The 26,031-nt window shown below is 72.1% G+C and carries 14 protein-coding genes and 1 tRNA gene; 2 read left to right on the top strand and 13 right to left on the bottom strand.

Annotated elements, in window-relative coordinates; genetic code table 11:
• Positions 1 to 386: 386 nt before the first annotated feature.
• Both AB0A61_RS02280 and AB0A61_RS02275 read right to left on the bottom strand, forming a co-directional pair.
• Positions 387 to 3,740 (bottom strand): BTAD domain-containing putative transcriptional regulator, encoded by a 3,354-nt coding sequence (locus tag AB0A61_RS02280; protein WP_361284701.1) that lies wholly within the window; start codon positions 3,738 to 3,740, stop codon positions 387 to 389.
• A 573-nt stretch (positions 3,741 to 4,313) separates the two neighbouring features.
• Positions 4,314 to 5,207, bottom strand: a complete 894-nt coding sequence (locus AB0A61_RS02275; RefSeq protein ID WP_361285001.1) for a glycosyltransferase — start codon at positions 5,205 to 5,207, stop codon at positions 4,314 to 4,316.
• Positions 5,208 to 5,466: 259 nt separating this feature from the next.
• Between AB0A61_RS02275 and AB0A61_RS02270 the strand changes: the two genes are divergently transcribed.
• Complete coding sequence (locus AB0A61_RS02270) at positions 5,467 to 6,426, top strand: D-2-hydroxyacid dehydrogenase family protein (protein ID WP_361284698.1); 960 nt, start codon at positions 5,467 to 5,469, stop codon at positions 6,424 to 6,426.
• A 273-nt stretch (positions 6,427 to 6,699) separates the two neighbouring features.
• Here the strand turns inward: AB0A61_RS02270 and AB0A61_RS02265 are convergent.
• The 11 genes from AB0A61_RS02265 to bldG form a co-directional block, all read right to left on the bottom strand.
• Positions 6,700 to 6,776 (bottom strand) — tRNA-Thr (locus AB0A61_RS02265).
• 119 nt (positions 6,777 to 6,895) lie between these two features.
• Positions 6,896 to 8,506 carry an alpha/beta hydrolase gene (locus AB0A61_RS02260; protein ID WP_361284695.1) on the bottom strand — a complete coding sequence of 537 codons (1,611 nt, stop codon included), beginning with the start codon at positions 8,504 to 8,506 and terminating at the stop codon, positions 6,896 to 6,898.
• A 179-nt stretch (positions 8,507 to 8,685) separates the two neighbouring features.
• Positions 8,686 to 9,891, bottom strand: coding sequence for a DNA polymerase III subunit delta' (locus AB0A61_RS02255; protein ID WP_361284692.1), 1,206 nt, complete (start codon positions 9,889 to 9,891; stop codon positions 8,686 to 8,688).
• 168 nt (positions 9,892 to 10,059) lie between these two features.
• Entirely contained in the window at positions 10,060 to 13,476 is a 3,417-nt protein-coding gene (gene tmk / locus AB0A61_RS02250) for a dTMP kinase (RefSeq protein ID WP_361284689.1), read from the bottom strand.
• 125 nt (positions 13,477 to 13,601) lie between these two features.
• Positions 13,602 to 16,424, bottom strand: coding sequence for a type I DNA topoisomerase (gene topA, locus AB0A61_RS02245; RefSeq protein WP_361284686.1), 2,823 nt, complete (start codon positions 16,422 to 16,424; stop codon positions 13,602 to 13,604).
• Positions 16,425 to 16,669: 245 nt separating this feature from the next.
• Entirely contained in the window at positions 16,670 to 16,867 is a 198-nt protein-coding gene (locus AB0A61_RS02240) for a hypothetical protein (protein WP_361284683.1), read from the bottom strand.
• A 238-nt stretch (positions 16,868 to 17,105) separates the two neighbouring features.
• Positions 17,106 to 18,626 carry a class I SAM-dependent methyltransferase gene (locus tag AB0A61_RS02235; RefSeq protein WP_361284680.1) on the bottom strand — a complete coding sequence of 507 codons (1,521 nt, stop codon included), beginning with the start codon at positions 18,624 to 18,626 and terminating at the stop codon, positions 17,106 to 17,108.
• Positions 18,627 to 18,910: 284 nt separating this feature from the next.
• Complete coding sequence (locus tag AB0A61_RS02230) at positions 18,911 to 19,516, bottom strand: small secreted protein (RefSeq protein ID WP_361284677.1); 606 nt, start codon at positions 19,514 to 19,516, stop codon at positions 18,911 to 18,913.
• Between the two features lie 196 nt (positions 19,517 to 19,712).
• Positions 19,713 to 22,118, bottom strand: coding sequence for a sodium-translocating pyrophosphatase (locus AB0A61_RS02225; protein WP_361284674.1), 2,406 nt, complete (start codon positions 22,116 to 22,118; stop codon positions 19,713 to 19,715).
• A 325-nt stretch (positions 22,119 to 22,443) separates the two neighbouring features.
• Positions 22,444 to 22,875, bottom strand: a complete 432-nt coding sequence (locus AB0A61_RS02220) for an ATP-binding protein (protein WP_361284671.1) — start codon at positions 22,873 to 22,875, stop codon at positions 22,444 to 22,446.
• Between the two features lie 107 nt (positions 22,876 to 22,982).
• Complete coding sequence (gene bldG, locus AB0A61_RS02215; RefSeq protein WP_010986038.1) at positions 22,983 to 23,324, bottom strand: anti-sigma factor antagonist BldG; 342 nt, start codon at positions 23,322 to 23,324, stop codon at positions 22,983 to 22,985.
• A gap of 82 nt (positions 23,325 to 23,406) precedes the next feature.
• On the opposite strand from bldG, the gene AB0A61_RS02210 reads away from it, so the two are divergent.
• On the top strand, positions 23,407 to 26,031 hold a 2,625-nt coding region (locus AB0A61_RS02210), incomplete at its 3' end, for a DEAD/DEAH box helicase (protein WP_361284667.1).

Below are 26,031 nucleotides of genomic sequence, written 5' to 3'. Positions count from 1 at the left end.
GGCTCCGCGCCGGACGCCACGGGAGTCGGCTCACGCCGAGTGACGCGTCGGTCAGCTCACGCCGGTCGCCGCCGGGTCGGCTCGCGCCTCGTGACGGGTCGGTCAGCTCCGCGCCCGGGGCGGGTCGGTCGGCGCGCGCCGGGGGCGAGTCGGTCGGCTCCGCGCCGGACGCCACGGGAGTCGGCTCACGCCGAGTGACGCGTCGGTCAGCTCACGCCGGTCGCCGCCGGGTCGGCTCGCGCCTCGTGACGCGTCGGTCAGCTCCGCGCCGGGGTCGGGTCGGTCGGCTCCGTGCCGGACGCCACGGGGGTCGGCTCGCGTCGAGTGGGCGTCGGCGAGCTCACGCCGGTCGCCGCCGGGTCGGCTCGCGCCTCGTGGCGGGTTGGTCAGCTTGCGTCGGGGGGCGGGTCGGTGAGCAGGGTCCGCAGCTCTGCCGCCACTGCCTTCTCGTCCGTCCCGTCCAGTGCCGCGAGGGCCGCGCGCCACGCCTCGTACGCCTCCTCGGTCCGCCCCTGCTCCCGCAGCAGAAGTCCGTGCTGGTGGCGGGCCAGGCCGCCGGTGTAGCGGTCGGCGCGGGCGTCGGCCCGGCGCAGCAGTTCGGCGCACTCGCGGTGGGCGCGTTCGGTGTGGCCGAGCCCCCGCAGGGCGCGGACCAGGCCGAGCCGGGTCTGGGACTCGCCGTGCCAGTCCCCGTGGCCGCCCAGGATGCGCAGGCTCTCCTCGAAGTGCGTCGCGGCCGCGGCCGGTTCGCCGAGGGTGAGGTGGGCGTAGCCGATGTTGCAGTGCGCGGTGTGCTGCACGATGACGGCGCCGATCCCGGCGCCGATGCCCAGCGAGCGCCGGTGCTGCTCGATCGCGGTCCGCGGGTCGGTGTGCTCGTACAGGTTGCCGAGGTGGCTGTGGGTGACGGCCTCGCCGTAGGGGTCGTTGAGCTGTCGCGAGTACGACAGGCTCTGCCGCAGGGCCTCGGCGGACTCGGCGTACCGCCCGAGCCCCTCGAGGAGCAGCCCGCGGTTGTTGAAGCCGCGCCGGATCCGGGAGGGATCCCCGAGCCGCCGCCAGATCGCCAGGGACCGGTCGTTGAGGACAAGGGCTTCTTTGTGACAGCCGGTGAGGTAGTTCAGGCCCGCCAGGTCGCCCAGGGCGTAGGCCTCGGCCGGCTCGTCACCGAGCCGACGCGCCACACCGAGCGCGGCCCGTCCGAGCACCGCCATCTCGGCGAACCGGCCGCTGCGCTGGACGTACGGGAAGAAGAGCCGCATCAGGGTGGAAAGGTGGGCGGCCCGGCGTCGTGCGGCGCCGGGGGCACCGGCCCGTTGGCCGTCAGGGGAGTGCGGGGCGTCGGCGTACCGCTCGGCCAGCGCGACGACGTTCTCCAGTTCGGTGTCCCCCCAGGCGAAAGCCTCCTCGACGCCGGTGAACGGCGGTACGGACATCACGTCGGCGGTGTGCTCCGGCGGCTGGCAGGCGGTGGGGCGGCGCCGGTCGTCCCGGTCGAGGCCGGGCTCGACGATCGCGGTGAGGGCGTGCTCGGCGACGGCGGCGTACCAGCGCAGGGCCACCTCGACGACGTCGGCACCCGCTTCGGCGCCGGCGCACGCCCCGGCTCGTGCTCCGGCGGTCGTCCGCGCCGCCTCCGCGAGTTCGCGGGCGTAGTCGCGCACCAGGTCGTGCGGGGCGTACCGGCCGTACGCCGTCTCCTCCAGGAGGGCCACGTCCACGAGCCGGTCGAGGGCGGCCTCCGCGCGCCGTTCGTCGATGCCGGTGAGCCGGGCGAGCAGGGGCGCGCCGTACGTGGGCAGGTCGAGCGCGCCGATCCGGCACAGCGCCAGGGCGGCGTCCCGGTCGGCCTCCCGTTCGGAGGCGGCGAGCGCGTCGTGGGCGACGGCCAGGGAACGGCGCACGCTCAGGTCGTCGTACTCCAGGTGGTGCAACCGCCAGCCGGTGGCGGCCAGTTGCCGGGCCAGTACGTCCGGGGCGAGCGCGTGGCGGGCGGCGAGCCGGGCGGCCACGACGCGCAGGGCGAGGGGAAGGCGGCCGGTGAGCTCCACGAGCGGGTGTCCGGCGTCCAGTCCGTGCCGCCCGGAGACCGTCCGGAGCAGGGCCGCGCTGTCCTCGCCGGACAGCGGAGCGAGGGGGAAGCGGCGGGCCCCGTCGAGCGCGGTCAGGGGCGAGCGGCTGGTGACGATCACCGCGCAGCCCGCACCGGCCGGCAGCAGGGGCCGTACCTGCGCGGCGCTCTCGGCGTCGTCCAGCACCAGCAGCGTGCGCGTCGGCGCGAGCAGTGAGCGCAGCAACGCGGCTGCGGCGTCCGGGTGTTCGGGAATGCGGCGCGGCTCGGTGCCCAGGTCGCGCAGCAACGCGCGTAGTGCCTGGCCGGAGGTGAGTGGGGTCATGCCGGGCGTGGCGCCGTGCAGGTTCACGTACAGCTGACCGTCGGGGAAACTTTTCAGCAGTCCGTGTGCCGCGTGCAGGGCGAGGGCGCTCTTACCGACTCCGGCCATGCCGCTGATGACGGCGACCGGACTGCGGCCGTCGCCGACGGCACCGGCCAGGGCCAGCCGCAGGTCGCGTACATGACCGTCACGGCCGGTGAAGTGGGCGGGCGGCGGAGGAAGTTGGGCCGGGCGGGGGGCGGTGAGGACATCGGCCGGAGCGGAGTCCCGGGGGCGGGGAACGTCCTCGGCCTGCGTCGCCGAGCCCCGCAGTACCTCCAGGTGCGCCTCCCGCACGGCCGGTCCGGGTTCCACACCGAGCTCCTCGACCAGGCGGGCGCGCAGATCACGGTGGACGGCCAGGGCCTCGGCCTGACGGCCGGTGCGGTGCAGGGCGAGCATCAGCTGACGGTGGTACGCCTCCCGCAGCGGGTACTCGGCGGCCAGCGCCGCCAGTTCCGGCACCAGACCGGCCGGCCGGGCGCCGCCCACGGCGAGCTCTGCGTCGTACCGCCACTCCAGAAGCAGCAGCCGCGCCTCCTCCAGGCGCTGTACGACGGCGTATCCGCCGAGGTCGGCGGGCAGCCCGCTCAGCGGGGTGCCCCGCCACAACGTGAGCGCCCCCGTGCAGGCACGCAGCACCCGCGCCCAGTCCCGGCGGGAGTGCGCGGCGCGCGCCTCGGCGAGCCGGAACTCGAAGACATGAAGGTCCAACTCACCCCGCTCGACCCGCAGCAGATATCCGGGCGGTACGGCACGCAGCCGCTCGGGGTCGTCGAGGAGCCGGCGTAGCCGAGCGACGTGGTTGTGCAGCGAGGCCTGCGCGGAGGCGGGCGGCGCTCCGCCCCACAGCGCGTCCTTCAGCGAGTCGGCGGAGACGACACGGCCGGCTTCCAGCAGCAGGGCGGCGAGCAGCGCGCGGACCTTGGGGCTGCCGATGGGGAGGACGGCGGGGCGGCAGGGAGGGGCTTGGGGGGCGGGGGGTGTTGGCGTGCTGGTGGGGGTCGGTGCGTCGGCGGGGGTGGAGACTGCTTCGAGGTCTGATCCATGTCTCGCGGCGGATGGATCGCCGGGGGCGGGCTGTCCATCGCGGTCGGACTGTCTGTCGGTGCCGCCCTCGATGTCGGCACCGCCCTCGATGTCGGTGCCGCGCCGGGCGTCCGTGCCACGCCGGGCGTCGGTACCACGCCGGGCGTCGGTACCACGCCGGGCGTCCGTGCTGTCGTCGGTGTCGGGGCCGGGGCGGTACAGGACGGGCGGTCCCAGCAGTCCGAAGCGCAGCTCGTACCGCATCACGCTGCCCACTGCCTTCCCGAGCGGTCGCGACCGACCACGTTTTTCACGGCGGACGCCCTCCGCTCATGGCGGATTTCCGCCCCACCACAGCGAATTTCCGCCATATTCTGCACCACGGACCGGTCGGATTCCGCACGGTCCGGACCGGTCCCGGTATGCCCCGGCGACTTCAGGCCAACTGGCCGAGGTCCACCGGGAGAACCGCTGGCCACATGTTAGCGATCCGTTGGCGCGGCCTGATGTGATCCCTTCATCGGATCTGGGCCGACGGTGCGCGCGTACGACGCGCAACTCGGGGGAGTGTCGCCGCCGGCCGGATCCGGGGGCGCGAAGGGTCCCGGTCGGCGGAGGTGACCGACCGGGTCCCTCGTCCGCATGCGGTCCACGTGGCGGGCACGACAACGCCGGTCCGTATGGCGGCCACGACAACGCCGGTCCGTATGGCGGGCACGACAACGCCGGTCCGTATGGCGGCCACGGCGACGCCGGTCCATATGCCGGGGGACGGCAAACCAGGGCGCGGCAGGCGCCCGACCACCGGGCTACGCCGGGCAGCACCCGGCGACCAGCCCGCTCCCGGTGTCAGATGACCGGCGGGCGGCCCAGCCGGGTGAGCCGCCAGACCGTCCGCCAGCGCATCGGGCGCCGTTCGCCCGCGGGCTCCCGCAGCCCCTCCACGAATCCCCCGAACCACGCCCTCAGCCCGGCGAGCGACCGGGTCCGTGCGAGGGTGAGCAGCGTCCAGATCCCGAGGTGCACGGGGACGAGCAAGAGGGGCAGCCGCCGACGGACCAGCCAGACCCGGTTGCGGGCGGTCACCCGGTAGTAGATCGCGTGCCGGGCGGGCGAGGTCCTCGGATGCTGGAGCAGCAGTTCGGGGGCGTAGAGGATCTTCCACCCGGCGTCCGCGGCCCGCCAGGCCAGGTCGGTCTCCTCGTGCGCGAAGAAGAACTCGGCGGGCCAGTCCCCGGTCTCCTCCAGCATCGCCATGCGCAGGGCGTGCCCGCCGCCGAGGAACCCGGTCACGTAGCCGCCCCGCATCGGGTCGGAGGCGCCGACCCGGGGCACGTGCCGCTGCTGGGTCCCGCCCAGCTCGTCGGCGATGCGGAACCCGACGATGCCGAGCCGGGAATCGGCCGCGTACAGGTCCCGTACGCGGCGCAGCACGTCGGGGTCGACGAGCAGCCCGTCGTCGTCCAGCTCCACGACCACGTCGACGTCCCCGAACTCCCGCAGCCGGGCGAGGGCGACGTTCCGTCCGCCGGGGCAGCCGAGGTTCTCGTCGACGTCGATGGTCGTGACCTCGCCGGGCAGCGAGAGCCGACGGCCGAACTCGGGGAGTCGGCAACCGTTGCCGACGATCACGATGCGGGTGGGAGCGAGGTCCTGCTTCGCCACGGACTCCAGGAGGGCGTCGACTTCGGCGGGCCGGTTCCCCATGGTCACCACCGCGACGGCGATCCTCGGCTCCACCACGGTCCCCTCACCCCATCCGGTGACGACGGCGTCCACGCTCCACCGCGCGGTCCTCCTCGTTCACCAAGATGTTGCCTCAGGTCCGCTGGTTGTCCTGACGTCGCATCACTTTGCGTCCTCTTTGCGCCGCGCTACCGGGGTCCTCTCCATGGCGGACGGACGCCTCCCGATCTCATCCGCCGAACGCCGCTCCCCCTACGGTAGCTCCTGAAGATCATTGTGCGAGGGGAACGATGAGTCCCGCAGGGGGAGAACCGACATGCGACTGCGCTGCGCCGTACTCGACGACTTCCAGAACGTCGCGACCAGCGTCGCCGACTGGTCGCCGGTGAACGACCGGGTGGAGGTGACGGTCTTCACCGAGCACTTCACGACGGAGGACGAACTCGCCTCGGCGATCGGCGAGTTCGACATCGTGGTCACCCTGCGCGAACGGGTCGCCTTCCCCGCGTCGCTCCTGAACCGGCTGCCCCTCCTCAAGCTGCTGATCGCCTCCGGCATGCGCAACTCGGTGATCGACTACGCCGCCGCGCAGGCCAACGGTGTGACCGTGTGCGGCACGGAGAGTTCCTCCGTGCCGCCGGTGGAACTCACCTGGGCGCTGCTTCTCGGCCTCGCGCGCGGCATCGTCACGGAGAACAACGCCCTGCGCACCGGCGGCCCCTGGCAGTCCACCGTGGGCGCCGACCTGCACGGCCGCCGGCTGGGCCTGCTCGGGCTCGGCAGGATCGGCAGCCGGGTGGCGCGAGTCGGCCTCGCCTTCGGGATGGAGGTGTCCGCGTGGAGCCAGAACCTGACCAGGGAACGCGCGGACGAGGTGGGCGTCGAGCCGGCCGCTTCCAAGGCGGAGTTGCTGGCGCAGAGCGACTTCGTCTCGATCCACCTGGCGCTGAGCGACCGCACCCGCGGCCTGGTGGGCGCCCCCGAGCTGGCTCTGCTGAAGCCCACGGCCTACCTGATCAACACCTCCCGTGCCGCGATCGTCGATCAGTCGGCCCTGCTCAGCGCCCTGCACGAGGGCCGTATCGCCGGCGCGGGCCTCGATGTCTTCGACACCGAGCCGCTCCCGTCGGACCACCCGATGCGCACCGCGCCACGCCTGCTGGCCACCCCGCACCTGGGCTACGTCTCCCGAGCGAACTACGAGCGCTACTACGGCCAGACGGTGGAGGCCATCGAGGCATACCTGAAGGGCAGCCCGATCCGGCTCCTTCGCTGAGGGTCACTGCCCGGCTTCGGACGGGTCGAGGGGGACGGACCGGCAGTGGCGGTGGCCTGTGCGGCGGTCGTCGGCAATCGGCTGGCCGGGCCTGGGCGGGCGGCCCGTCGTTCGGGCTGCTTCCGGCCGTCCAGTTCTACCGCTGCCCGGCGCCGCACCCGTCCTCGCCCGGCCAGACGGCCGTGTCCGCCACCGGCACGCTCCTGGCCGCCGTCGCCGCCCCCCGCTGAACGCAGAACCCCAGATCAGTGAACATCTGACCTGGGGTTTCAATGGAGCCGCTTTCGGGATTCGAACCCGAGACCTACGCATTACGAGTGCGTTGCTCTGGCCATCTGAGCTAAAGCGGCGCGCTGCCTGCACTATGGTGCGATCGGCAACGTCGGTAAGTCTACACAGTTTCCGGGGGTGCTCCGTACACAGCCGTGGGCCGCTCCGGAGACGGGGGCTCCGGGGCGGCGCTCGGCGGCTACGAGCAGCGCTTTCCTCGGGTCGGCGGGGTGCCGCGGAGCAGGTAGGCGTCGATCGCGGAGTCGATGCATGCGCTGCCGCGGCCGTAGGCGGTGTGGCCGTCGCCCACGTACGTCAGCAGGCGGCCCGAGGAGAGCTGGCGGGCCAGGGACTGGGCCCACGGGTACGGCGTCGCCGGGTCCCGGGTGGTGCCGACGACCACGATGGGGGCCGCGCCCTTGGCCTCGATGCGGTGCGGCTCGCCGGTGGGCCTCACCGGCCAGTACGCGCAGTTCAGCGCGGCCCAGGCCAGCCCCCGGCCGAAGACCGGGGAGGCCTTCTGGAAGGCGGGCAGGGACGCTTCGACCTGCTGGGGGCCGGAGAAGGCCGCCGGGAGGTCCAGGCAGTTCACGGCGGCGTTGGCGAACATCAGGTTGCTGTAGTGACCGTTGGCGTCGCGCTCGAAGTAGCCGTCGGACAACGTGAGCAGCCCGGCGCCGTCGTTCTCGCGCATCGCCGAGACCAGCGCCGCGCGCAGCTGCGGCCAGGCCTTCTGGTCGTACATCGCCGCGATCACGCCGGTGGTGGCGAGCGCCTCGCCGAGCCTGCGGCTGCCTGCGTCGCCCGCGGGGATCGGGTGCGCGTCGAGCTTCCGGAAGAACGCCTGCAGCCTGTCGCCGACCTGTTGGGGCGTGGTGCCCCGGCCGCCCAGCGGGCAGTCGCTCCGCCGGACGCAGTCCTTGGCGAACGACTGGAACGCCGTCTCGAAGCCCGCCGTCTGGTCGAGGTTCATCGTGCGCGCGGAGAGCGAGGGGTCCATCGCGCCGTCCAGAACGAGCCGGCCGACCCGGCCGGGGAAGAGCCCGGCGTATGTCGCGCCCAGGAACGTCCCGTACGACGCGCCGACGTAGTTCAGCCTCGGGTCGCCCAGCACCGCTCGCAGGATGTCCATGTCCCGAGCCGCCTCGACCGTGGAGACGTGCCGCAGCAGCTTCGGTGCGTGGGCGCCGCAGCCCACCGCGAACTTCCGGTACGTGCTGACGAGTGCGTCGGTCTCCTTCCGGTCGTCGGGCGTGATGTCGGCCTGCGTGTAGGCGTCCATGTCGCGGTCGCCGAGGCACTCCACGGGTTCGCTGCGGGCGACGCCGCGCGGGTCCATCCCGACCATGTCGTAGCGGGCGCGGATCTCGGCCGGATAGCCGTTTCCGGCGTACTGCTCCAGGTACGCGACCGCCGAGCCGCCGGGGCCGCCCGGGTTCACGAGCAGCGATCCCAGCGGCTTGCCGTGGCCGGTGGCCCTCTTGCGGGTGACGGCCAGCCTGATGTCGCCCGCGCCGGGTCTGGCGTAGTCGAGCGGCGCCTTCATCGTGGCGCATTCGAAACCGGACACGCCGCAGCCGCGCCAGGTCAGCTTCTGCGTGTAGTACCGCGTCAGGACGGACGGTGTGGCCTGCGGCAGCGGGGCCAGTACCGCCTGCGCGGCCGCCGTCGATCTGGCGGTGGCCGTCGTGTTGTCGGCGGAGCAGGCCGAGACGAGCAGAGCGGCGGCTGCGAGGAGGGAGCCGCCCGCACGGAGGGCGGGGGTCCAGGAGCTCCGGCTGGTGGGACGAGAGGCGCGCCTGATGTGCATCGACCGAGCGTAACGTCGCGCGACGACCTGATCGCTCAGCGCACACGATGCGACTCGTACGAGGTACCCCGTCAACCGCGCGGCCACATGCTCACCCTGCAACGCGAGCTCACCCGGCAACGCCGAGGCTGTCGTCCCGGACGACGCCGAGGCCGTCAGCCCGGACGACGGCGAGGCCGTCAGCCGGAGCGCAGCGCCATCGTCATCGCCTCGACCGCCAGCAGCGGCGCCACGTTGCGATCGAGGGCGTCACGGCAGGCGGCGATGGCCTCGATACGGCGCAGGGTGGACTCGGGGGAGCCGGCACGGGTCAGGCGTTCCAGGGTGTCCTCGACGTCCGCGTTGGCGATCGCCACCCGGGAGCCGAGCTGGAGGGCCAGGACGTCGCGGTAGAGACCGGTCAGGTCCGTCAGGGCGAGGTCCAGGCTGTCGCGCTGGGTACGGGTGCGCCGGCGCTTCTGCTTGTCCTCCAGGTCCTTCATCACGCCCGCCGTGCCGCGCGGCAGCCGGCCGCCCTGGGCCGCGCCCAGCGCCGCCTTCAGGTCCTCGGTCTCCTTGGCGTCCGTCTCCTCGGCGAGCGCCTTGGCGTCGTCCGCTGCCGCGTCGACCAGTTCCTGGGCCGCCTTGAGGCAGCCGCCGATCTCGTCGAGCCGGAGCGGCAGCTTCAGAACGGCGGCACGGCGCTCGCGCGCGGCCGGGTCGGTGGCCAGGCGGCGGGCCCGGTCCACGTGGCCCTGCGTGGCGCGGGCGGCGGCGGCCGCGACGTCGGGCGCGACGCCTTCGCGGCGTACGAGCATGTCGGCGACGGCGTCCACCGTAGGTGTGCGCAGGTTCAGGTGGCGGCAGCGGGAACGGATCGTGGGCAGCACGTCCTCGATCGAGGGGGCGCACAGCAGCCACACGGTGCGGGGCGCGGGCTCTTCCACGGCCTTCAGGACGGCGTTGGCGGACTTCTCGTTCAGCCGCTCGGCGTCCTCGACGAGGATGACCTGCCAGCGGCCGTTCGCCGGGGAGGTGAACGACTTGCGCACGGTGTCGCGCATGTCGTCGGCGAGGATCTGCGTGCCCACGGCGGCGACCGTGCTGACGTCGGCGTGCGTGCCGATCAGTGCCGTGTGACAGCCGTCGCAGAACCCGCAGCCCGGGGACCCGCCAAGGGCCCGGTCGGGGCTCACGCACTGCAGTGCGGCGGCGAAGGCCCGCGCGGTGTGGGTGATGCCCGCGCCGGGCGGACCGGTGAACAGCCAGGCATGCGTCATCTTCGACGCCTCGGGCGGCGGGGCGTCGGCGGCGGCCGCGGTGACCAGGGCGTCGGCGTCCCGGGCAGCGGCGTCCAGTTGTTCGCTGACCTTCTCCTGCCCGACGAGGTCGTCCCACACGCTCATGGGTCAGCCGCCCTTTCGTCCTTCCGGTGATGCGCAATCCATTGTGCGGGTGGGCACTGACAACCGGAGCCGGCGGCTGCGTCGAGCGCGGCACAGCGGGGACAGGCACGGGGCAGACCGCGCGTGCCCGGGGCCCAGGCGGCCGGCGCCTCCCGCCCGCCGTGCCGGTCAGCGCCTCCGTCCGCGACCGCCGCCGCCGCGGCCGTCACCCCTGCCGTCGTCGAACTCGCCGTCGTCCTCCAGCGGCCCCAGCAACTCGTCCGCCAGCGTCGGCAGATCGTCCAGCGGCGTCTCCTCGGCCCACTCGGGCCGACGCCTGCGCCGCGCGCCGTCCTCGCTCCCGACCTGCGGCAGTTCGCGCGTACGGTCGCTGGAGTCGTCGGGCCGTCCCGCCGCAGACCGCTCGTCCCGGAAGAACCCCGGCGGAACCCGGTCCGCGGGGTCCTCGCCCCGGACGGGCGGCAGCACCGCCGTCTCATCGGCCGCACCCGCAGGCTGCACCGGGGGCAGCACAGCCGTCTCGTCCGCCGCCCGGTCGGAAGCCGCCCGCTCGGAAGCCCCCCGCCGGGAAGCACCCCGCTCGGGCGCTGCCTGCGGGAGCACGGCCGTCTCGTCCGCCGACCGGTCGGAAGCCGCCCTGTCGGAAGTCCCCCGCTCGGAAGCACCCCGCTCGGGCACTGCCTGTGGCAGCACCGCCGTCTCGTCCGCCGCGCCCGGCACGAGCGGAGGCACCGGCGGCTGCGGCAGCTTGGTGGTCACCTCGGAGTCGGACTCCCCGGTCCGCCGCCGGGACGGTCCGTCACCGGCCCGTCCGCCCGGCACCGAGGGCAGTACGGCCGTCTCGTCCACCGGCCCGCCCGACGCGTTCGTCGGCGTCACCACCGGTGTGGGCACCGTCGCCGCGTCCGGCGGAACCGGAGCCGCCGACGCCGAGGCAGCCGAAGGGGCCGTCGGCTGCTGTCGAGGGCCTGCCTGCGCGGCGGCCGCGGCCTGCTCCGCCGCCCGCCGTGCCTCCTCGGCCCGCACCAGGGCCTCCTCGGCCTTGCGCTGCTTGTCCAGGCGCCGCGCCTCGGCCTCGGCACGCAGTCGCGCCTCCTCCTCGGCCTGCCTGCGCCGCTGCTCCTCCTCGGCCTTGCGCCGCGCCTCCGCCTCGGCCCGGGCCTGCTCCTCGGCAAGCAGCCGGGCCTGCTCCTCCTCGGCCCGTCGGCGTGCCTCCTCGGCACGTCGACGCGCCTCCTCGGCCTGCCGCTCCGCCTCGCGCCGCTGCGCCTCCTCCAGCTCGCGCCGCTTGCGCTCCTCCTCCTCGGCGCGCAGCCGCGCGAGCTGCTCCTGGCGCTCACGCTCCAGGCGCTCCTCCTCGGCCTTGCGGGCGGCCTCTTCCTCGGCCTTGCGCCGGGCCTCCTCCTCGGCCTTCTTCCGCGCCTCCTCCTGGGCCTTCAGCTCGGCCTCGGACAGCGGCAGCATCTGGTCGAGCCGGTGCCGGATGACGGTGGTGACGGCCTCCGGCTCCTGGCCCGCGTCGACGATGAGATAGCGCCCCGGGTCGGCGGCGGCGAGCGTCAGAAAACCGGACCGCACGCGCGCGTGGAACTCGGCGGGCTCCGACTCCAGCCGGTCCGGCGCCTCCGTGAAGCGTTCGCGGGCCGTCTCCGGCGCGACATCCAGCAGAACCGTCAGGTGCGGGACGAGGCCGTTGGTCGCCCAGCGCGAGATCCGGGCGATCTCCGTCGGGGACAGGTCCCGGCCCGCGCCCTGGTAGGCGACGGACGAGTCGATGTACCGGTCGGTGATCACGACCGCGCCCCGCTCCAGCGCGGGACGTACGACGGTGTCGACGTGCTCCGCGCGGTCCGCCGCGTAGAGCAGCGCCTCCGCGCGGTGCGACAGACCCTGCGACGACACGTCCAGCAGGATGGACCGCAGCCGCTTGCCCACGGGCGTGGCCCCCGGCTCGCGGGTGAGGACGACCTCGTGGCCCTTGGACCTGATCCACTCGGCGAGCGCCTCGGCCTGGGTGGACTTGCCGGCTCCGTCACCGCCCTCCAGGGCGATGAAGAAACCGGAGGCCGCGGGCGCCGTCACCGGGTCGTCGCCGCCGCGCACCGCGTCGACCAGGTCCTGGCGCAGCGGCACGCCGGAGCGGTCGTCGACCTTGGCCAGCACCAGCGCGGCCACCGGCAGCAGCAGCGCGCCGACCAGCATCAGCGTGAAGGCGGCGCCACCGTGCGCGAACACGAACCGGCCGTTCTCCAGCCGGTGCGGGCCGATCGCGGCAGCGACCAGGGGGGCGATGACGGCGCCGAGCGCCACGAAGACCCGTACCACCGCGTGCAGGTGCTCGGTGGTCCTCGGCCGGCGGTGGTCCTCGGCCTCCTGGTCGAGCAGCGTGTGCGCGGTGTTGGCGGCCGCGCCCGCGCTCACACCGGCGAACGCGAGCAGCAGCAGGATGGTGGTGACGTCCGGAACGAGCCCCGCGGCGAGCAGTGCAATGCCGGTGAACGCGATCGCCAGCGACAGCAGGCGGCGTCGCGAGAGCGACACGAGCACCTTGGGTGCCGTGCGGATGCCGACGACGACCCCGCCGGTCAGGGCGAGCACCGCCAGGCCGTACAGCACCGGGCCGCCGCTCAGGTCCCTGGCGTGCAGGACGCACACGGCGACCGCGGCGGAGATCGCGCCGGCGACGGCCGCGGCGGCGAGCACGAGCAGCGGAACGGCCCCCGTGCGGCCCTTGTCGACGCCGCCGCCGGTCTTGGGGCGGCGCAGTCCCTCCAGCGGTGACCGCGCGCGGGGGGTGCGCGTGCCGGGCAGCTGCAGGTAGGTCAGCACGGACAGGGAGGCTGCGAACAGCCCGGCCGCGACGTACGAGCCGAGGGCCGCCTGGTGCTGGGCGAACCAGGCGATCACGGTGCCCAGCAGATTGTTGAACAGCGACGCGACGACCAGGGCGGCGGCCGCGAGGGGGATCGCCACGAAGGTCGTGCGCAGTGACAGGCGGCGCAGGGCGTCCATGTGGTCCGGCAGGGGGCGCACCGTGGCGCCCTCCGGAGGCGGGGCGGGCAGCAGCGCGGGCGCCGCGCTCTCCCGGCACACTGTCCAGAATCGCTCCGCGACGCCGGTCAGGAAGACGGTGACCAGGAGGAAGACCGGCGCGTCGGCCGGGGTCCAGTCGATCCACAGTGGCGCGACGATCAGCAGCGCGGCACGCACGCCGTCCGCGCCGACCATGGTCCAGCGGCGGTCGAGCGGCCCCTCCTGCGAGGTGAGCGAGGTGAGCGGCCCCAGGAGGACCGCGCCGAAGAGCAGCGTCGCCAGGATGCGTACTCCGAAGACGGTCGCCACTGCGAACGCCGCGCCCCGGTAGCCGCCGCCGAAGGAGCCTTCGGCGATCGCCGCCTGGAGGGTGAGGACGACCAGTACCAGGAGCGCGAGGGTGTCTCCGATGCCCGCCACGAGCTGCGCGCTCCACAGCCGCTTCAACTGCGGCTGGCGCAGCAGGGAGCGGACGGCGCGCTCACGGGAGTCCACCACCAGTGCTTCGTCGGGGGCCGGGGTGTGGGCCGTTGGCTGCTCGGCTCGCGTCATGCTTTCAGCCTATCGGGACGCACCGACAGCACGTGGTGACCGTCCGAACGTGCGCACACCCCGACACCAAAGTGATGCCGGGGCGTGCCTTTCGTGAACGAGGCGTGGAGATCCGTGCCCGTGGATCAGTCCTCCACGGCCTTGGCGGCCGTCGTCTTCTTCGCCGTCGTCTTCTTGGCGGTCGTCTTCTTCGCCGCGGTCTTCTTCGCAGCCGTGGACGTCGTCTTCTTCGCCGCCGCCTTCTTGGCCGGGGCCTTCTTGGCGGGCGCCTTCTTCGCGGTCTTCTTGGCCGGACCCTTCGCGCGCTTCTCGGCGAGCAGCTCGAAGCCGCGCTCGGGGGTGATCGTCTCGACGCTGTCGCCGGAGCGCAGGGTCGCGTTGGTCTCCCCGTCGGTGACGTACGGGCCGAAGCGGCCGTCCTTGACCACGACCGGCTTGCCGGAAACCGGGTCCGCGCCCAGCTCCTTCAGCGGCGGCTTGGCCGCGGCCCGCCCCCGCTGCTTCGGCTGGGCGTAGATCGCCTGCGCCTCCTCCAGCGTGATCGTGAAGATCTGGTCCTCGGACTGCAGCGAGCGCGAGTCCGTGCCCTTCTTCAGGTACGGGCCGTAGCGGCCGTTCTGCGCGGTGATCTCCTGGCCGTCGGCGTCGGTGCCGACCACCCGCGGCAGCGACATCAGCCGCAGCGCGTCCTGCAGGGTCACCGTGTCCAGCGACATCGACTTGAACAGCGAGGCCGTGCGCGGCTTGATCGCGTTCTTGCCCGTCTTCGGGGTGCCCTCGGGAAGGATCTCCGTGACGTACGGGCCGTAGCGGCCGTCCTTGGCGACGATCTCGCGGCCCGTCTCCGGGTCGACGCCCAGCACCCGCTCGCCGCTCGGCTTCGCGAGCAGCTCCTCCGCGAGCTCGACCGTCAGCTCGTCCGGCGCCAGGTCGGCCGGGATGTCGGCACGCTGGTGGTCGTCGGTCTCCTTCTCGCCGCGCTCGATGTACGGGCCGTAGCGGCCGACCCGCAGCACGATGTCGTTGCCCACGGGGAACGACGACACCTCCCGCGCGTCGATCGCGCCCAGGTCGGTCACCAGCTCCTTGAGGCCGCCGAGGTGGTCCCCGTCGCCGTTGCCGGCCTCGGCCGCGCTGCCGACGCCGTGGTGGCCCTCGCCGAAGTAGAACCGCTTCAGCCACGGCACGGCCTGCGCCTCGCCGCGCGCGATGCGGTCGAGGTCGTCCTCCATCCTGGCGGTGAAGTCGTAGTCGACGAGCCGCCCGAAGTGCTTCTCCAGGAGGTTGACCACGGCGAAGGACAGGAAGGACGGCACCAGGGCCGTGCCCTTCTTGAAGACGTAGCCGCGGTCGAGGATCGTGCCGATGATCGACGCGTACGTCGACGGGCGGCCGATCTCGCGCTCTTCGAGCTCCTTGACCAGGCTGGCCTCGGTGTAGCGGGCCGGGGGCTTGGTGGCGTGGCCGTCGGCGGTGATCTCCTCGGCGGTCAGCGCGTCGCCCTCGTTGACCTGGGGCAGCCGGCTCTCGCGGTCGTCGAGCTCGGCGTTCGGGTCGTCGGCGCCCTCGACGTAGGCCTTCAGGAAGCCGTGGAAGGTGATCGTCTTGCCGGACGCGGTGAACTCGACGTCCCGGCCGTCGGCGGCCGTGCCACCGATCTTCACCGTCACGCTGTTTCCGGTCGCGTCCTTCATCTGGGAGGCGACCGTGCGCTTCCAGATCAGCTCGTACAGCTTGAACTGGTCGCCGGTCAGGCCCGTCTCGGCCGGGGTGCGGAAACGATCACCCGAGGGCCGGATCGCCTCGTGCGCCTCCTGGGCGTTCTTGACCTTGGCGGCGTACGTGCGCGGCGCGTCCGGGAGGTACTGGGCGCCGTACAGCTGGGTGACCTGGGCGCGGGCGGCGGCGATGGCCGTGTCGCTCAGCGTCGTGGAGTCCGTACGCATGTACGTGATGTAGCCGTTCTCGTACAGCTTCTGCGCGATCTGCATGGTCGCCTTCGCGCCGAAGCCGAGCTTGCGGCTGGCCTCCTGCTGCAGCGTCGTCGTACGGAACGGGGCGTACGGGGAGCGGCGGTACGGCTTGGACTCGACGGAGCGGACGGAGAAGCGGGTGCTCTCCAGGGCGGCGGCCAGGGCGCGGGCGTTCGCCTCGTCGAGGTGGAGGGTGTTCGCGCTCTTGAGCTGTCCCAGGGAGTCGAAGTCGCGACCCTGCGCGACCCGCCTGCCGTCGACCGTCTGCAGGCGCGCCACCAGCGACGACGGGTCGGAGAGGTCTCCCGCGCGGCCGGTCGCGAAGGTGCCCGTCAGGTCCCAGTACTCGGCGGAACGGAACGCGATGCGCTCGCGTTCCCGCTCGACCACGAGCCGGGTGGCGACCGACTGGACACGACCCGCGGACAGGCGGGGCATGACCTTCTTCCACAGCACCGGGGAGACCTCGTAGCCGTAGAGACGGTCCAGGATGCGGCGGGTCTCCTGGGCGTCGACCAGCCGCTGGTTGAGCTGGCGCGGGTTGGCGACGGCCTCGCGGATCGCGTCCTTGGTGATCTCGTGGAAGACCATCCGCTTGACCGGGATCTTCGGCTTGAGCACCTCCTGCAGGTGCCAGGCGATCGCCTCGCCCTCGCGGTCCTCATCCGTGGCGAGGAAGAGCTCGTCGGAGTCCTTCAGCAGGTCCTTGAGCTTCTTGACCTGGGCCTTCTTGTCAGCGTTGACCACATAGATCGGCTGGAAGTCATGTTCGACATCCACACCGAGGCGGCGGACCTCACCGGTGTACTTCTCGGGCACCTCCGCGGCGCCGTTGGGGAGGTCGCGGATGTGCCCGACGCTCGCTTCGACGACGTAGCCGGGGCCGAGATAGCCCTTGATCGTCTTCGCCTTGGCAGGCGACTCGACGATGACGAGTCGGCGGCCGCCGTGTGCGGTCTCGCTGGTCGGGGACAACTTCGCTCTTCTCTCCGGTCGAGGCTGAGGCTCCCCAGGCCTTGGTTCCCGGGGTCGGATGCTGCTGACGCTGCGGAGTGTGACGGTACATCCCGCCCCCGTGTCAAACGGGAAAAGCCCGCAACGGCCACTCGAACGGTAACCCGACTACCGCCCTTCCTGCCGCCCGGAGTGTCCACCAGCCCTTTCGACCTTATGCGGAGGGTGACTCCTCAGTTACCGAAACCGGCACGCTGCGGCGGTTCTCACAGGCGCGAGAAGCACCACACCCCGAGGGTCAGGGCCACCACCGCCACCACGCCGGAGAGGGTCGCCGAGGCGATCCGGTTCACCCCGAGGGCGACGGGCTCCCGATGCCGTACGCGAACCGCCGTCCACACCAGCAGTGCCGCTCCGAACAGGGCGAACACCGTCCCCGCGAAGATCGCCGGCCCGCTTTCCATCTACGTTCCCTTCCGTCCCGGATGCCCCGGTCCGGGAGGCTGACACCTGCGGGAGACGGCCGCACCAACCCTCGGTGAACACGAGGCGGACGGGCCTCGGCCGACGGCACGCGACGATCCAGAATCAGGGCTTCCGAATTTTTTTGCCGCGCCTGTCATGCGCCTGCTGTCCGTATCCACGCCGGCATCGGGAACAACTGACCGAAAAGTGGGGGTGGGCACCGCGGACACCGTGGGCTCAGTCCGACGGTTCGAGGAAACCCTGCTCCACAAGGTGACGGATCTGCGCGGGCGTGCGGTCGCGCAGGAGCACGGGGTCCTCGCCCACCAGCTGGGCGATGGCGTCCAGGATGCGGCCGGCACTGAGGGTGCCGTCACAGACACCGGCAAAGCCCGCGGCGACGGTGTCCACCGTGGTGGCCCGGCGCATGCCGCGGTTCTGGCGCAGCACGACGTGCTCCGGGTCCTCGGCGCCGGGCAGCCCGACCTGCTCCTGCACGATCTCGGGGGCCAGCCGGAAGAAACCGTCGAGCAGGGCCGCGTCATCGTGCTCGCGCAGGTAGTCGAGCCGGGCGAAGTGCGCCCGCACCGTCTCGCCGAGCGGCTGCTCGACCGGATGCGGCCATTCCTCCACGGTGATCGAGGGCACGGCGGACCCCGTCCTGCGCAGCGTGATCCAGCCGAAACCCACGGCCTTCACCTTGCGCGCCTCGAACTCCTCCAGCCAGGCGTCGTACCGCACCTGGTACTCCGCCGGGTCGCCGCGGTGGTCGCCGGCGTCCCTGAGCCACAGCTCCGCGTACTGCGTGACATCCTGCACCTCGCGCTGCACGATCCAGGCGTCGCACCCGCGCGGCACCCAGGACCTGAGGCGGTCCTGCCAGTCCTCCCCTTCCACGTGCTGCCAGTTGGCCAGGAATTGCGCGAACCCGCCCTCGTTCAGCCGCTCCCCCGACTGCTGAACGAGCGTGCGGCACAGATCGTCCCCGCCCATCCCGCCGTCGCGGTACGTCAGCCGGGCGCCGGGAGAGATGACGAAGGGCGGGTTCGACACGATCAGGTCGTACGTCTCGTCGTCCCGGAGCGGCTCGAACAGCGAGCCCTGGCGCAGGTCGGCGGCCGGGGGGCCGGACAGCGCGAGGGTGAGCGCGGTGATGTGCAGCGCGCGCGGGTTGACGTCGGTCGCGGTCACGCGCGTGGCATGCCGCCCGGCGTGCAGCGCCTGGATCCCTGACCCGGTGCCCAGGTCGAGCGCGGAGCCGACGGGCGTACGGACCGTGATGCCGGCGAGGGTCGTGGACGCTCCCCCCACGCCGAGGACGACGCCCTCCTCGCGGCTGCCGATCCCGCCCGCACCGCCGACGGCACAGCCCAGGTCGGAGACGATGAACCAGTCCTCGCCGTCGAGCCCGCCGTACGGCCGCACGTCCACGGTCGCGGCGACTTCGTCCCGGCCGGCGCGCACCAGCCAGCCGCTCTCCAGGCACGCCTCGACGGGCAGGACGTCCGCCACGCGCGCGTGCGGCACGGGCTGCTGCAGCAGGAACAGCCGGACGAGCATCTCCAGCCGCGTGTCCCCGCGCGTCGCGCGCAGCGCGGGCACGGTCTCGCTGCGCGCCAGAGCGGCGTAGGCGGGGGCGCCGAGCAGTTCGAGCAGGCCGTCGACGGTGAAGGAGGCGCCGAGCAGCGCTTCCCGGAGCCGGGCGGCGATCTCCGGGCGATCGGCGGCGGGCAGGGCGGGCAGGCTGGAGTCACTCACGCACCCATTGTGTCGGCTCGCACCGACATCGCACGCCTTCAGGACACGCGGCATCCTGCGCGCCGGCGCGGCACACCAGTGCGCCCCGGCGCAAAACGTTCCTGGGGCGCGCGGCCCACGCCTGGATCAGCGCGACACGCCCCGAGACGGACGGCCTCGCCTCGATCAGCGCGGCGCACTCCTGCGTGCCGACGCGACACGCCCCGGGGATGTGCCTCTATCAGCGCGTCACGCACTGGGGACGCGCCGCCCGAGTGCGGGCGGGCGTCCCGTCGCTTCCGGCGTCAGCCGTTCGTCGCCGGGGCCGATGCCGACGTGGCCGCGGACTTGCAGCTCGCCTGCTGGGCCATCGCCTTGCCGACGTCGCCCTCCTCCAGGTTCTTCAGGGCGTCGCTTCCGGTCTTGCTCAGCTTGTCCAGCTGGGTGGCGATGCCCTTGAGCCCGTCCGCGAACTTGGCCTGGTCCTTGGTGTCGAGCTTGTCGACCTGCTGCTTCAGGGAGGCGTACGAGGCGCCGAGAGCGTTGAGTTCCTTGACCGCGTCCTGCTGCTTCTTCGTGCCCTGGTCCACCTTGGGCGCGCCGGCCTGGTTCACGGCGGCGCCGATCGCCTTGTAGGCGTCGGACATGACCTGGAAGGCCTGCGCGTCGGTCTTCTGGACCTCCGCCGGCGCACTGTTGTCCGAGGTCTCCTTCTGGATCGCGGCATTGGCGGCCTCGATCTTCTTCGCCTGCGGCTGCACCGCGTCGCACACCTGCTTGGCCCAGGTGTTCAGCGCGTCGTTCTTGCTGTCGGCGCTGCTGCTGGAGCATCCCGTCAGTGCCAGTACCAGTACCGCACCGCCGGACAGTGCGGCCGCGAGCTTCTTGTTCACCGGATTGGTCCCTTCCATGGCTCTCGGCCCCGGAACATACACGTGGTCCGGCCGACAACCCCAGGTCGTACGCCCCTTAAGGACCCTCTTATAGCCATTTGCACCAAGCGAGAGAAGGCTCACGGGCAGACCGCGCACGCAACACACAGCGGGCGGGGGGCGCAGCATGTGCGCCCCCCGCCCGCCTCTTGAGCTGGGCCTCGAACAAGACCGCCTACGAAACCACCGCAGGGTCGGCCGGCTTGGACACCCGTTCCTCGTTGTCTTCGTCACCCACGGCGATTCCGCGCCGCTTCGAGACATAGACCGCGCCTACGATGACGATCAGCGCGAGTACGGCGATCAGGATCCGGATGCCGATGCTCTTGTGGTCGCCGTAGGAGAACTTGATGACCGCAGGCGCGATGAGCAGCGACACCAGGTTCATCACCTTCAGCAGCGGGTTGATCGCAGGACCGGCGGTGTCCTTGAAGGGGTCGCCCACCGTGTCACCGATCACTGTGGCCGCATGGGCCTCGCTGCCCTTGCCGCCGTGGTGGCCGTCCTCGACGAGCTTCTTCGCGTTGTCCCACGCGCCGCCGGAGTTCGCGAGGAACACCGCCATCAGCGTGCCCGCGCCGATCGCGCCCGCCAGGTACGAGCCGAGCGCGCCGACGCCCAGCGTGAACCCGATGAAGATCGGCGCCAGCACGGCGAGCAGGCCGGGTGTGGCGAGTTCGCGCAGGGCGTCCTTGGTGCAGATGTCGACGACCTTGCCGTACTCCGGCTTCTCGGTGAAGTCCATGATCCCGGGCTTCTCGCGGAACTGCCGCCGCACCTCGAACACCACCGAGCCCGCCGACCGCGACACCGCGTTGATCGCCAGCCCCGAGAAGAGGAAGACGACCGCCGCGCCGGCGATGAGCCCGACGAGGTTGTTGGGCTGGGAGATGTCCATGATCAGGCTGAGCGGGGCACCGGGGCCGGAGAGCGTTTCACCCACGTCGCGCGCGCCGGTGGTGATCGCGTCGCGGTACGACCCGAAGAGCGCCGACGCGGCCAGCACGGCGGTGGCGATGGCGATGCCCTTGGTGATCGCCTTGGTGGTGTTGCCGACCGCGTCGAGGTTGGTGAGCACCTGCGCGCCCGCGCCCTCCACGTCGCCGGACATCTCGGCGATGCCCTGCGCGTTGTCGGAGACCGGACCGAAGGTGTCCATGGCGACGATCACGCCGACCGTGGTGAGCAGGCCGGTCCCGGCCAGCGCCACCGCGAACAGCGCCAGCATGATCGACGTACCGCCGAGCAGGAACGCCCCGTACACGCCGAGGCCGATCAGCAGGGCGGTGTAGACGGCCGACTCCAGGCCGACGGAGATGCCGGCGAGGACGACCGTGGCCGGGCCGGTCAGTGAGGTCTTGCCGATGTCCCTGACCGGGCGGCGGTTGGTCTCGGTGAAGTAGCCGGTCAGCTGCTGGATCACGGCGGCGAGCAGGATGCCGATCGCCACCGCCACCAGGGCGAGGAGGCGGGGATCGCCGCTCTTGCCCTTGATCGCCGCGTCGGTGACGCCGGTCAGGTCGCCGTACGACGACGGCAGGTAGGTGTACACGGCTGCCGCGACCAGCGCGAGCGAGATCACCGCCGAGATGAAGAAGCCACGGTTGATCGCGCTCATGCCGCTGCGGTCGGCCCGTCGCGGCGCGACCGCGAAGATGCCGATCATCGCGGTGATCACGCCGATGCCGGGCACCAGCAGCGGGAAGGCGAGCCCGTCGTTGCCGAAGGCTGCCTTGCCGAGGATCAGCGCTGCTACGAGCGTGACGGCGTACGACTCGAAGAGGTCGGCCGCCATACCGGCGCAGTCGCCGACGTTGTCGCCCACGTTGTCCGCGATGGTCGCGGCATTGCGCGGATCGTCCTCCGGAATGCCCTGCTCGACCTTGCCGACCAGGTCGGCGCCGACGTCGGCGGCCTTGGTGAAGATGCCGCCCCCGACACGCATGAACATGGCGATCAGCGCCGCGCCGAGGCCGAAGCCCTCCAGCACCTTCGGCGCGTCGGCCGCGTACACCAGCACCACACAGGAGGCGCCCAGCAGGCCGAGCCCCACCGTGAACATGCCGACGACGCCGCCCGTTCGGAAAGCGATCTTCATGGCTTTGTGCGAGACGGTGGTGAGATCCTTTTCCGGCTCACCCTTCGCCGGGGTCGCTTCCCGGGCCGCTGCTGCAACGCGCACATTGCTGCGCACGGCGAGCCACATGCCGATATAGCCGGTGGCCGCCGAGAACGCCGCTCCGATCAGGAAGAACACCGATCGTCCGGCGCGCTGATTCCAGTCGTCCGCGGGCAGCAACATGAGCAGGAAGAACACGACCACGGCGAATACGCCGAGCGTGCGCAGTTGCCGGCCCAGGTAGGCCTTCGCGCCTTCCTGGACCGCCTCCGCGATCTGCTTCATGCTGTCGGTACCTTCGCCTGCCGCCAGTACCTCACGCACCAGGATGCCTGCGACCACGAGCGCGGCCAGTGCCACGGCCGCGATGACCGCCACCATGATCCGGTTGTCGTGGGTCAGCACCGCGGCTGCGAAGGTTGTGGGGTGGTCCAACTGATGAGGGGTAGAAAGCCCCGCCATTCGTCCTCCTTGACGCTTGGGCTGAGCTCAAGATGTGGACGGATTCTAGGTACCCGAACCTGATCGAAACAGAGCACGGTAAACGGAATTGGCCTTCACCCGCTCTTCAGCAAATGATCGACAACCCGCCACGGAACCCGAAAGGGGTAATGCCCCAAAACCATTGACGCACGATCGATGCTTGATCAAATGATCGGCAGACTGATCGTGAATTCCTTCACGAATTCTAGCCGCCTTGCCGAAAATACGAGAAAGGCCCTGCTGAGCAGGGCCTGGGCGGGTCGCCGCGCCGGGTGCGCCGAGGGGGCCGGAGCGGTACGGAGCGTCAGGGAAGCACCACGGCCGGCGGTGTGGCCGGCCAGGTCATCTTGATCGAGCCACCGTGTTCCCCGGCGGACACCTGTACGTCGTCGACGAGGCCGCTGATGACCGCGAGGCCCATCTCGTCCTCCTCGGCCTCCACCTCGGCGGGTGCGCTCGAGGCGTTCGAGGCGCCGGGAGTCGCGTGCGGGGCCTCGTCGCCGACCTCGATGGAGAACTGTTTCTCCTCCTCGATCAGCATCACCTTCACCGGCGCCGAGATCCCGACGCTCTGGTGCAGTCCCACGGCACGGCTGCAGGCCTCGCCGACCGCGAGCCGGACCTCGTCGAGGACGGCCTCGTCCACCCCGGCCCTGCGCGCCACCGCTGCCGCCACCAGCCGTGCGGTCCTGACATGCTCGGGAAGCGCGCTGAAGCGGAGTTCGACGGTGGCCATGCATCCCCCTCGGAGCTACGGGCGTGCTGTCGGGAGGACCGGGCCGCCGAGAGCCCGGTCCCCCTGATGAACTTCTTCCGTCCCGGACACCGGCCCGGGCCTGGCGGTCAGTCGGTGGCCGCCACCGCTTCCTCGACCGAGGTGTGGATCGGGAACACCTTGGTCAGGCCGGTGATGCGGAAGATCTTGAGAATGCGCTCCTGGTTGCACACCAGGCGCAGCGAGCCCTCATGGGCACGCACTCGCTTCAGACCGCCGACCAGAACGCCGAGACCGGTGGAGTCGAGGAAGTCCACTCCCTCCATGTCGACGACGAGGTGGAAATTCCCGTCGTTCACCAGCTCGACCAGCTGCTCGCGCAGCTTGGGCGCGGTATATACGTCGATTTCGCCACCGACCTCGACGACCGTACGATCGCCGACGGTACGGGTCGACAGGGACAGGTCCACGGATCCTCCAGCACCTTGCTATCGAGCGGTCGCCCCTCGGGACACCTCGGCTAGGAGCCCCCGGAACGGTTCGCCAGCCGCGATGGCATTCAATCACTTACCGGCAGGCGTGCACGACGCCTTGGCTCCATTGTCCGTCACACCAGTGACACACTCGGTGCCGATGGCCAAGAATCACCGACCCGATCGCTCTCCGACGGAGCCCGCACCCCGCCTGGCCCCGGTCTCGGTTCTGGACCGGCTCGCCTCGGGGCCGAGCCGGGCTGCGCGCATCACTCATACGGAGCACTTGCCCCCGCGCGCGGGTCGCCATGCCGTCTGGCCCGACCGGATCCGCGCCGAGGTCATCTCCGCCGTCCAGGACTGCGGCATCGAACACCCCTGGGCCCACCAGGCGCGTGCGGCCGAGCACGCACTCGACGGCGACTCGGTGGTCGTCGCCACGGGCACGGCGTCCGGCAAGTCCCTGGCGTACCTGGTGCCGGTGCTCTCGACCCTGCTGGACGGCTCCGAGGCAGCCGCCCAAGGGCCACAGCAGCGCGACGCGCCTGCACGGGGTGGTGGCGGCGGGCTACGGACGGGCGGGCGCGGCGCCACCGCCCTGTACCTGGCCCCCACCAAGGCCCTGGCGGCCGACCAGTGCCGCGCGGTGAAGGAACTGGCGCAGCCACTCGGCAAGGCCGTACGGCCGGCGGTGTACGACGGTGACACCCCGCCGGAGGAACGCGAGTGGATCCGCCAGTACGCCAACTACGTCCTGACCAACCCGGACATGCTGCACCGCGGGATCCTGCCCTCGCACCCACGCTGGTCCTCCTTCCTGCGGGCCCTGAAGTACGTCGTCATCGACGAGTGCCACACCTACCGGGGCGTCTTCGGCTCGCATGTCGCCCAGGTGCTGCGCCGCCTGCGCCGCCTGTGCGCGCGCTACGGTTCCTCACCCGTCTTCCTGCTGGCCTCGGCGACCGCGGCGGAGCCCTCGGTGGCCGCCCGCCGGCTGACGGGCCTGCCGGTGGTCGAGGTCGCCGACGACGCCTCCCCCCGCGGAGAACTGGTGTTCGCACTCTGGGAGCCCCCGCTGACCGAACTCCAGGGCGAAAGGGGCGCGCCCGTCCGCCGCACGGCCACCGCCGAGACGGCCGACCTCCTCACCGATCTCGCCCTGCAGGGCGTGCGCTCGGTCGCCTTCGTCCGCTCCCGGCGCGGCGCCGAGCTGATCTCGGTGATCGCGCAGGAACGCCTGGCGGAGGTCGACCGGTCACTGGCCCGGCGCGTCGCGGCGTACCGCGGCGGCTACCTCCCCGAGGAACGCCGCGCCCTGGAACAGGCCCTGCACTCCGGCGAGCTCCTGGGCCTCGCCGCCACCACCGCCCTCGAACTCGGCGTCGACGTGTCCGGCCTGGACGCCGTGCTGATCGCCGGTTACCCGGGGACCCGCGCGTCGCTGTGGCAGCAGGCGGGCCGGGCGGGCCGTGCCGGGCAGGGCGCCCTGGCGGTGCTGGTCGCCCGCGACGACCCGCTGGACACCTTCCTCGTCCACCACCCGGAGGCCCTGTTCGACCAGCCGGTGGAGTCCACCGTCCTCGACCCGGACAACCCCTACGTCCTCGCCCCGCACCTGTGCGCGGCCGCCGCCGAGCTGCCGCTGACCGACGAGGACGTCGAGCTGTTCGGGCCCGCCTGCGGGGAGCTGCTGCCGCAGCTGGAGGCCGCGAAGCTGCTGCGCCGCCGGACGAAGGCCTGGCACTGGACCCGCCGGGAGCGGGCCGCGGATCTGACCGACATCCGCGGCGAGGGCGGCCGCCCGGTACAGATCGTCGAGGCCGGTACCGGGCGGCTGCTCGGCACGGTCGACGCGGGCGCGGCACACACGACGGTCCACGAGGGCGCCGTCCACCTGCACCAGGGCCGCACCTACCTGGTGCGTTCCCTGGACCTGGACGACTCGGTCGCCCTGGTCGAAGAGGCAAGCCCGCCGTACACGACGGTTGCCCGCGACACGACGTCGATCTCCGTGCTGGAGACGGACGTCGAGGTCCCGTGGGGCGACGGCCGCCTGTGCTACGGCTCCGTCGAGGTCACCAACCAGGTGGTCTCCTTCCTGCGCCGGCGGATCATCACCGGTGAAGTGCTGGGCGAGACGAAGCTCGACCTCCCTCCTCGTACGCTGCGTACTCGCGCGGTGTGGTGGACGGTCACCGAGGACCAGATGGACGAGGCCCGGATCGCCCCGGAGATCCTCGGCGGCTCGCTGCACGCCGCCGAGCACGCGTCGATCGGCATGCTGCCCCTGTTCGCGACCTGCGACCGCTGGGACATCGGCGGTGTGTCCGTCCCGCTGCACCCGGACACGCTCCTGCCGACGGTCTTCGTCTACGACGGCCACCCCGGCGGCGCGGGCTTCGCGGAGCGTGCCTTCCACACCGCCCGTGCCTGGCTGGCCGCCACCCGCGAGGCCATCGCCTCCTGCGAGTGCGACTCCGGCTGCCCGTCCTGCATCCAGTCCCCGAAGTGCGGCAACGGCAACGACCCCCTGCACAAGAGAGGCGCCGTCCGGTTGCTGACAGTGCTGCTGAAAGGCGCGCCGGAGGAGCCGGCGGGGCAGGCTCAGGCATCGGGTGCGGGTGGCGACGGGGAGCGGGGAGCCGAGGAGGCAGGAGCCCAGGAGCGGGAAGCGGGGGAGCCAGGAGCCCACGAGCGGGAAGCG

It is taken from the genome of Streptomyces sp. NPDC046197 (genome assembly GCF_040646295.1).
In the GTDB taxonomy this organism is placed as follows: Bacteria; Actinomycetota; Actinomycetes; order Streptomycetales; family Streptomycetaceae; genus Streptomyces.
This window is presented reverse-complemented; position numbering and strand designations above follow the sequence as displayed.

Bases quoted from the DNA above. Each gene is read 5' to 3' on its own strand.
- AB0A61_RS02270 (WP_361284698.1), top strand. From the start codon at position 5,467: ATGCGACTGCGCTGCGCCGTACTCGACGACTTCCAGAACGTCGCGACC.
- AB0A61_RS02260 (WP_361284695.1), bottom strand. From the start codon at position 8,506: ATGCACATCAGGCGCGCCTCTCGTCCCACCAGCCGGAGCTCCTGGACC.
- AB0A61_RS02255 (WP_361284692.1), bottom strand. From the start codon at position 9,891: ATGAGCGTGTGGGACGACCTCGTCGGGCAGGAGAAGGTCAGCGAACAA.
- tmk (WP_361284689.1), bottom strand. From the start codon at position 13,476: ATGACGCGAGCCGAGCAGCCAACGGCCCACACCCCGGCCCCCGACGAA.
- AB0A61_RS02240 (WP_361284683.1), bottom strand. From the start codon at position 16,867: ATGGAAAGCGGGCCGGCGATCTTCGCGGGGACGGTGTTCGCCCTGTTC.
- AB0A61_RS02230 (WP_361284677.1), bottom strand. From the start codon at position 19,516: ATGGAAGGGACCAATCCGGTGAACAAGAAGCTCGCGGCCGCACTGTCC.
- AB0A61_RS02225 (WP_361284674.1), bottom strand. From the start codon at position 22,118: ATGGCGGGGCTTTCTACCCCTCATCAGTTGGACCACCCCACAACCTTC.
- AB0A61_RS02220 (WP_361284671.1), bottom strand. From the start codon at position 22,875: ATGGCCACCGTCGAACTCCGCTTCAGCGCGCTTCCCGAGCATGTCAGG.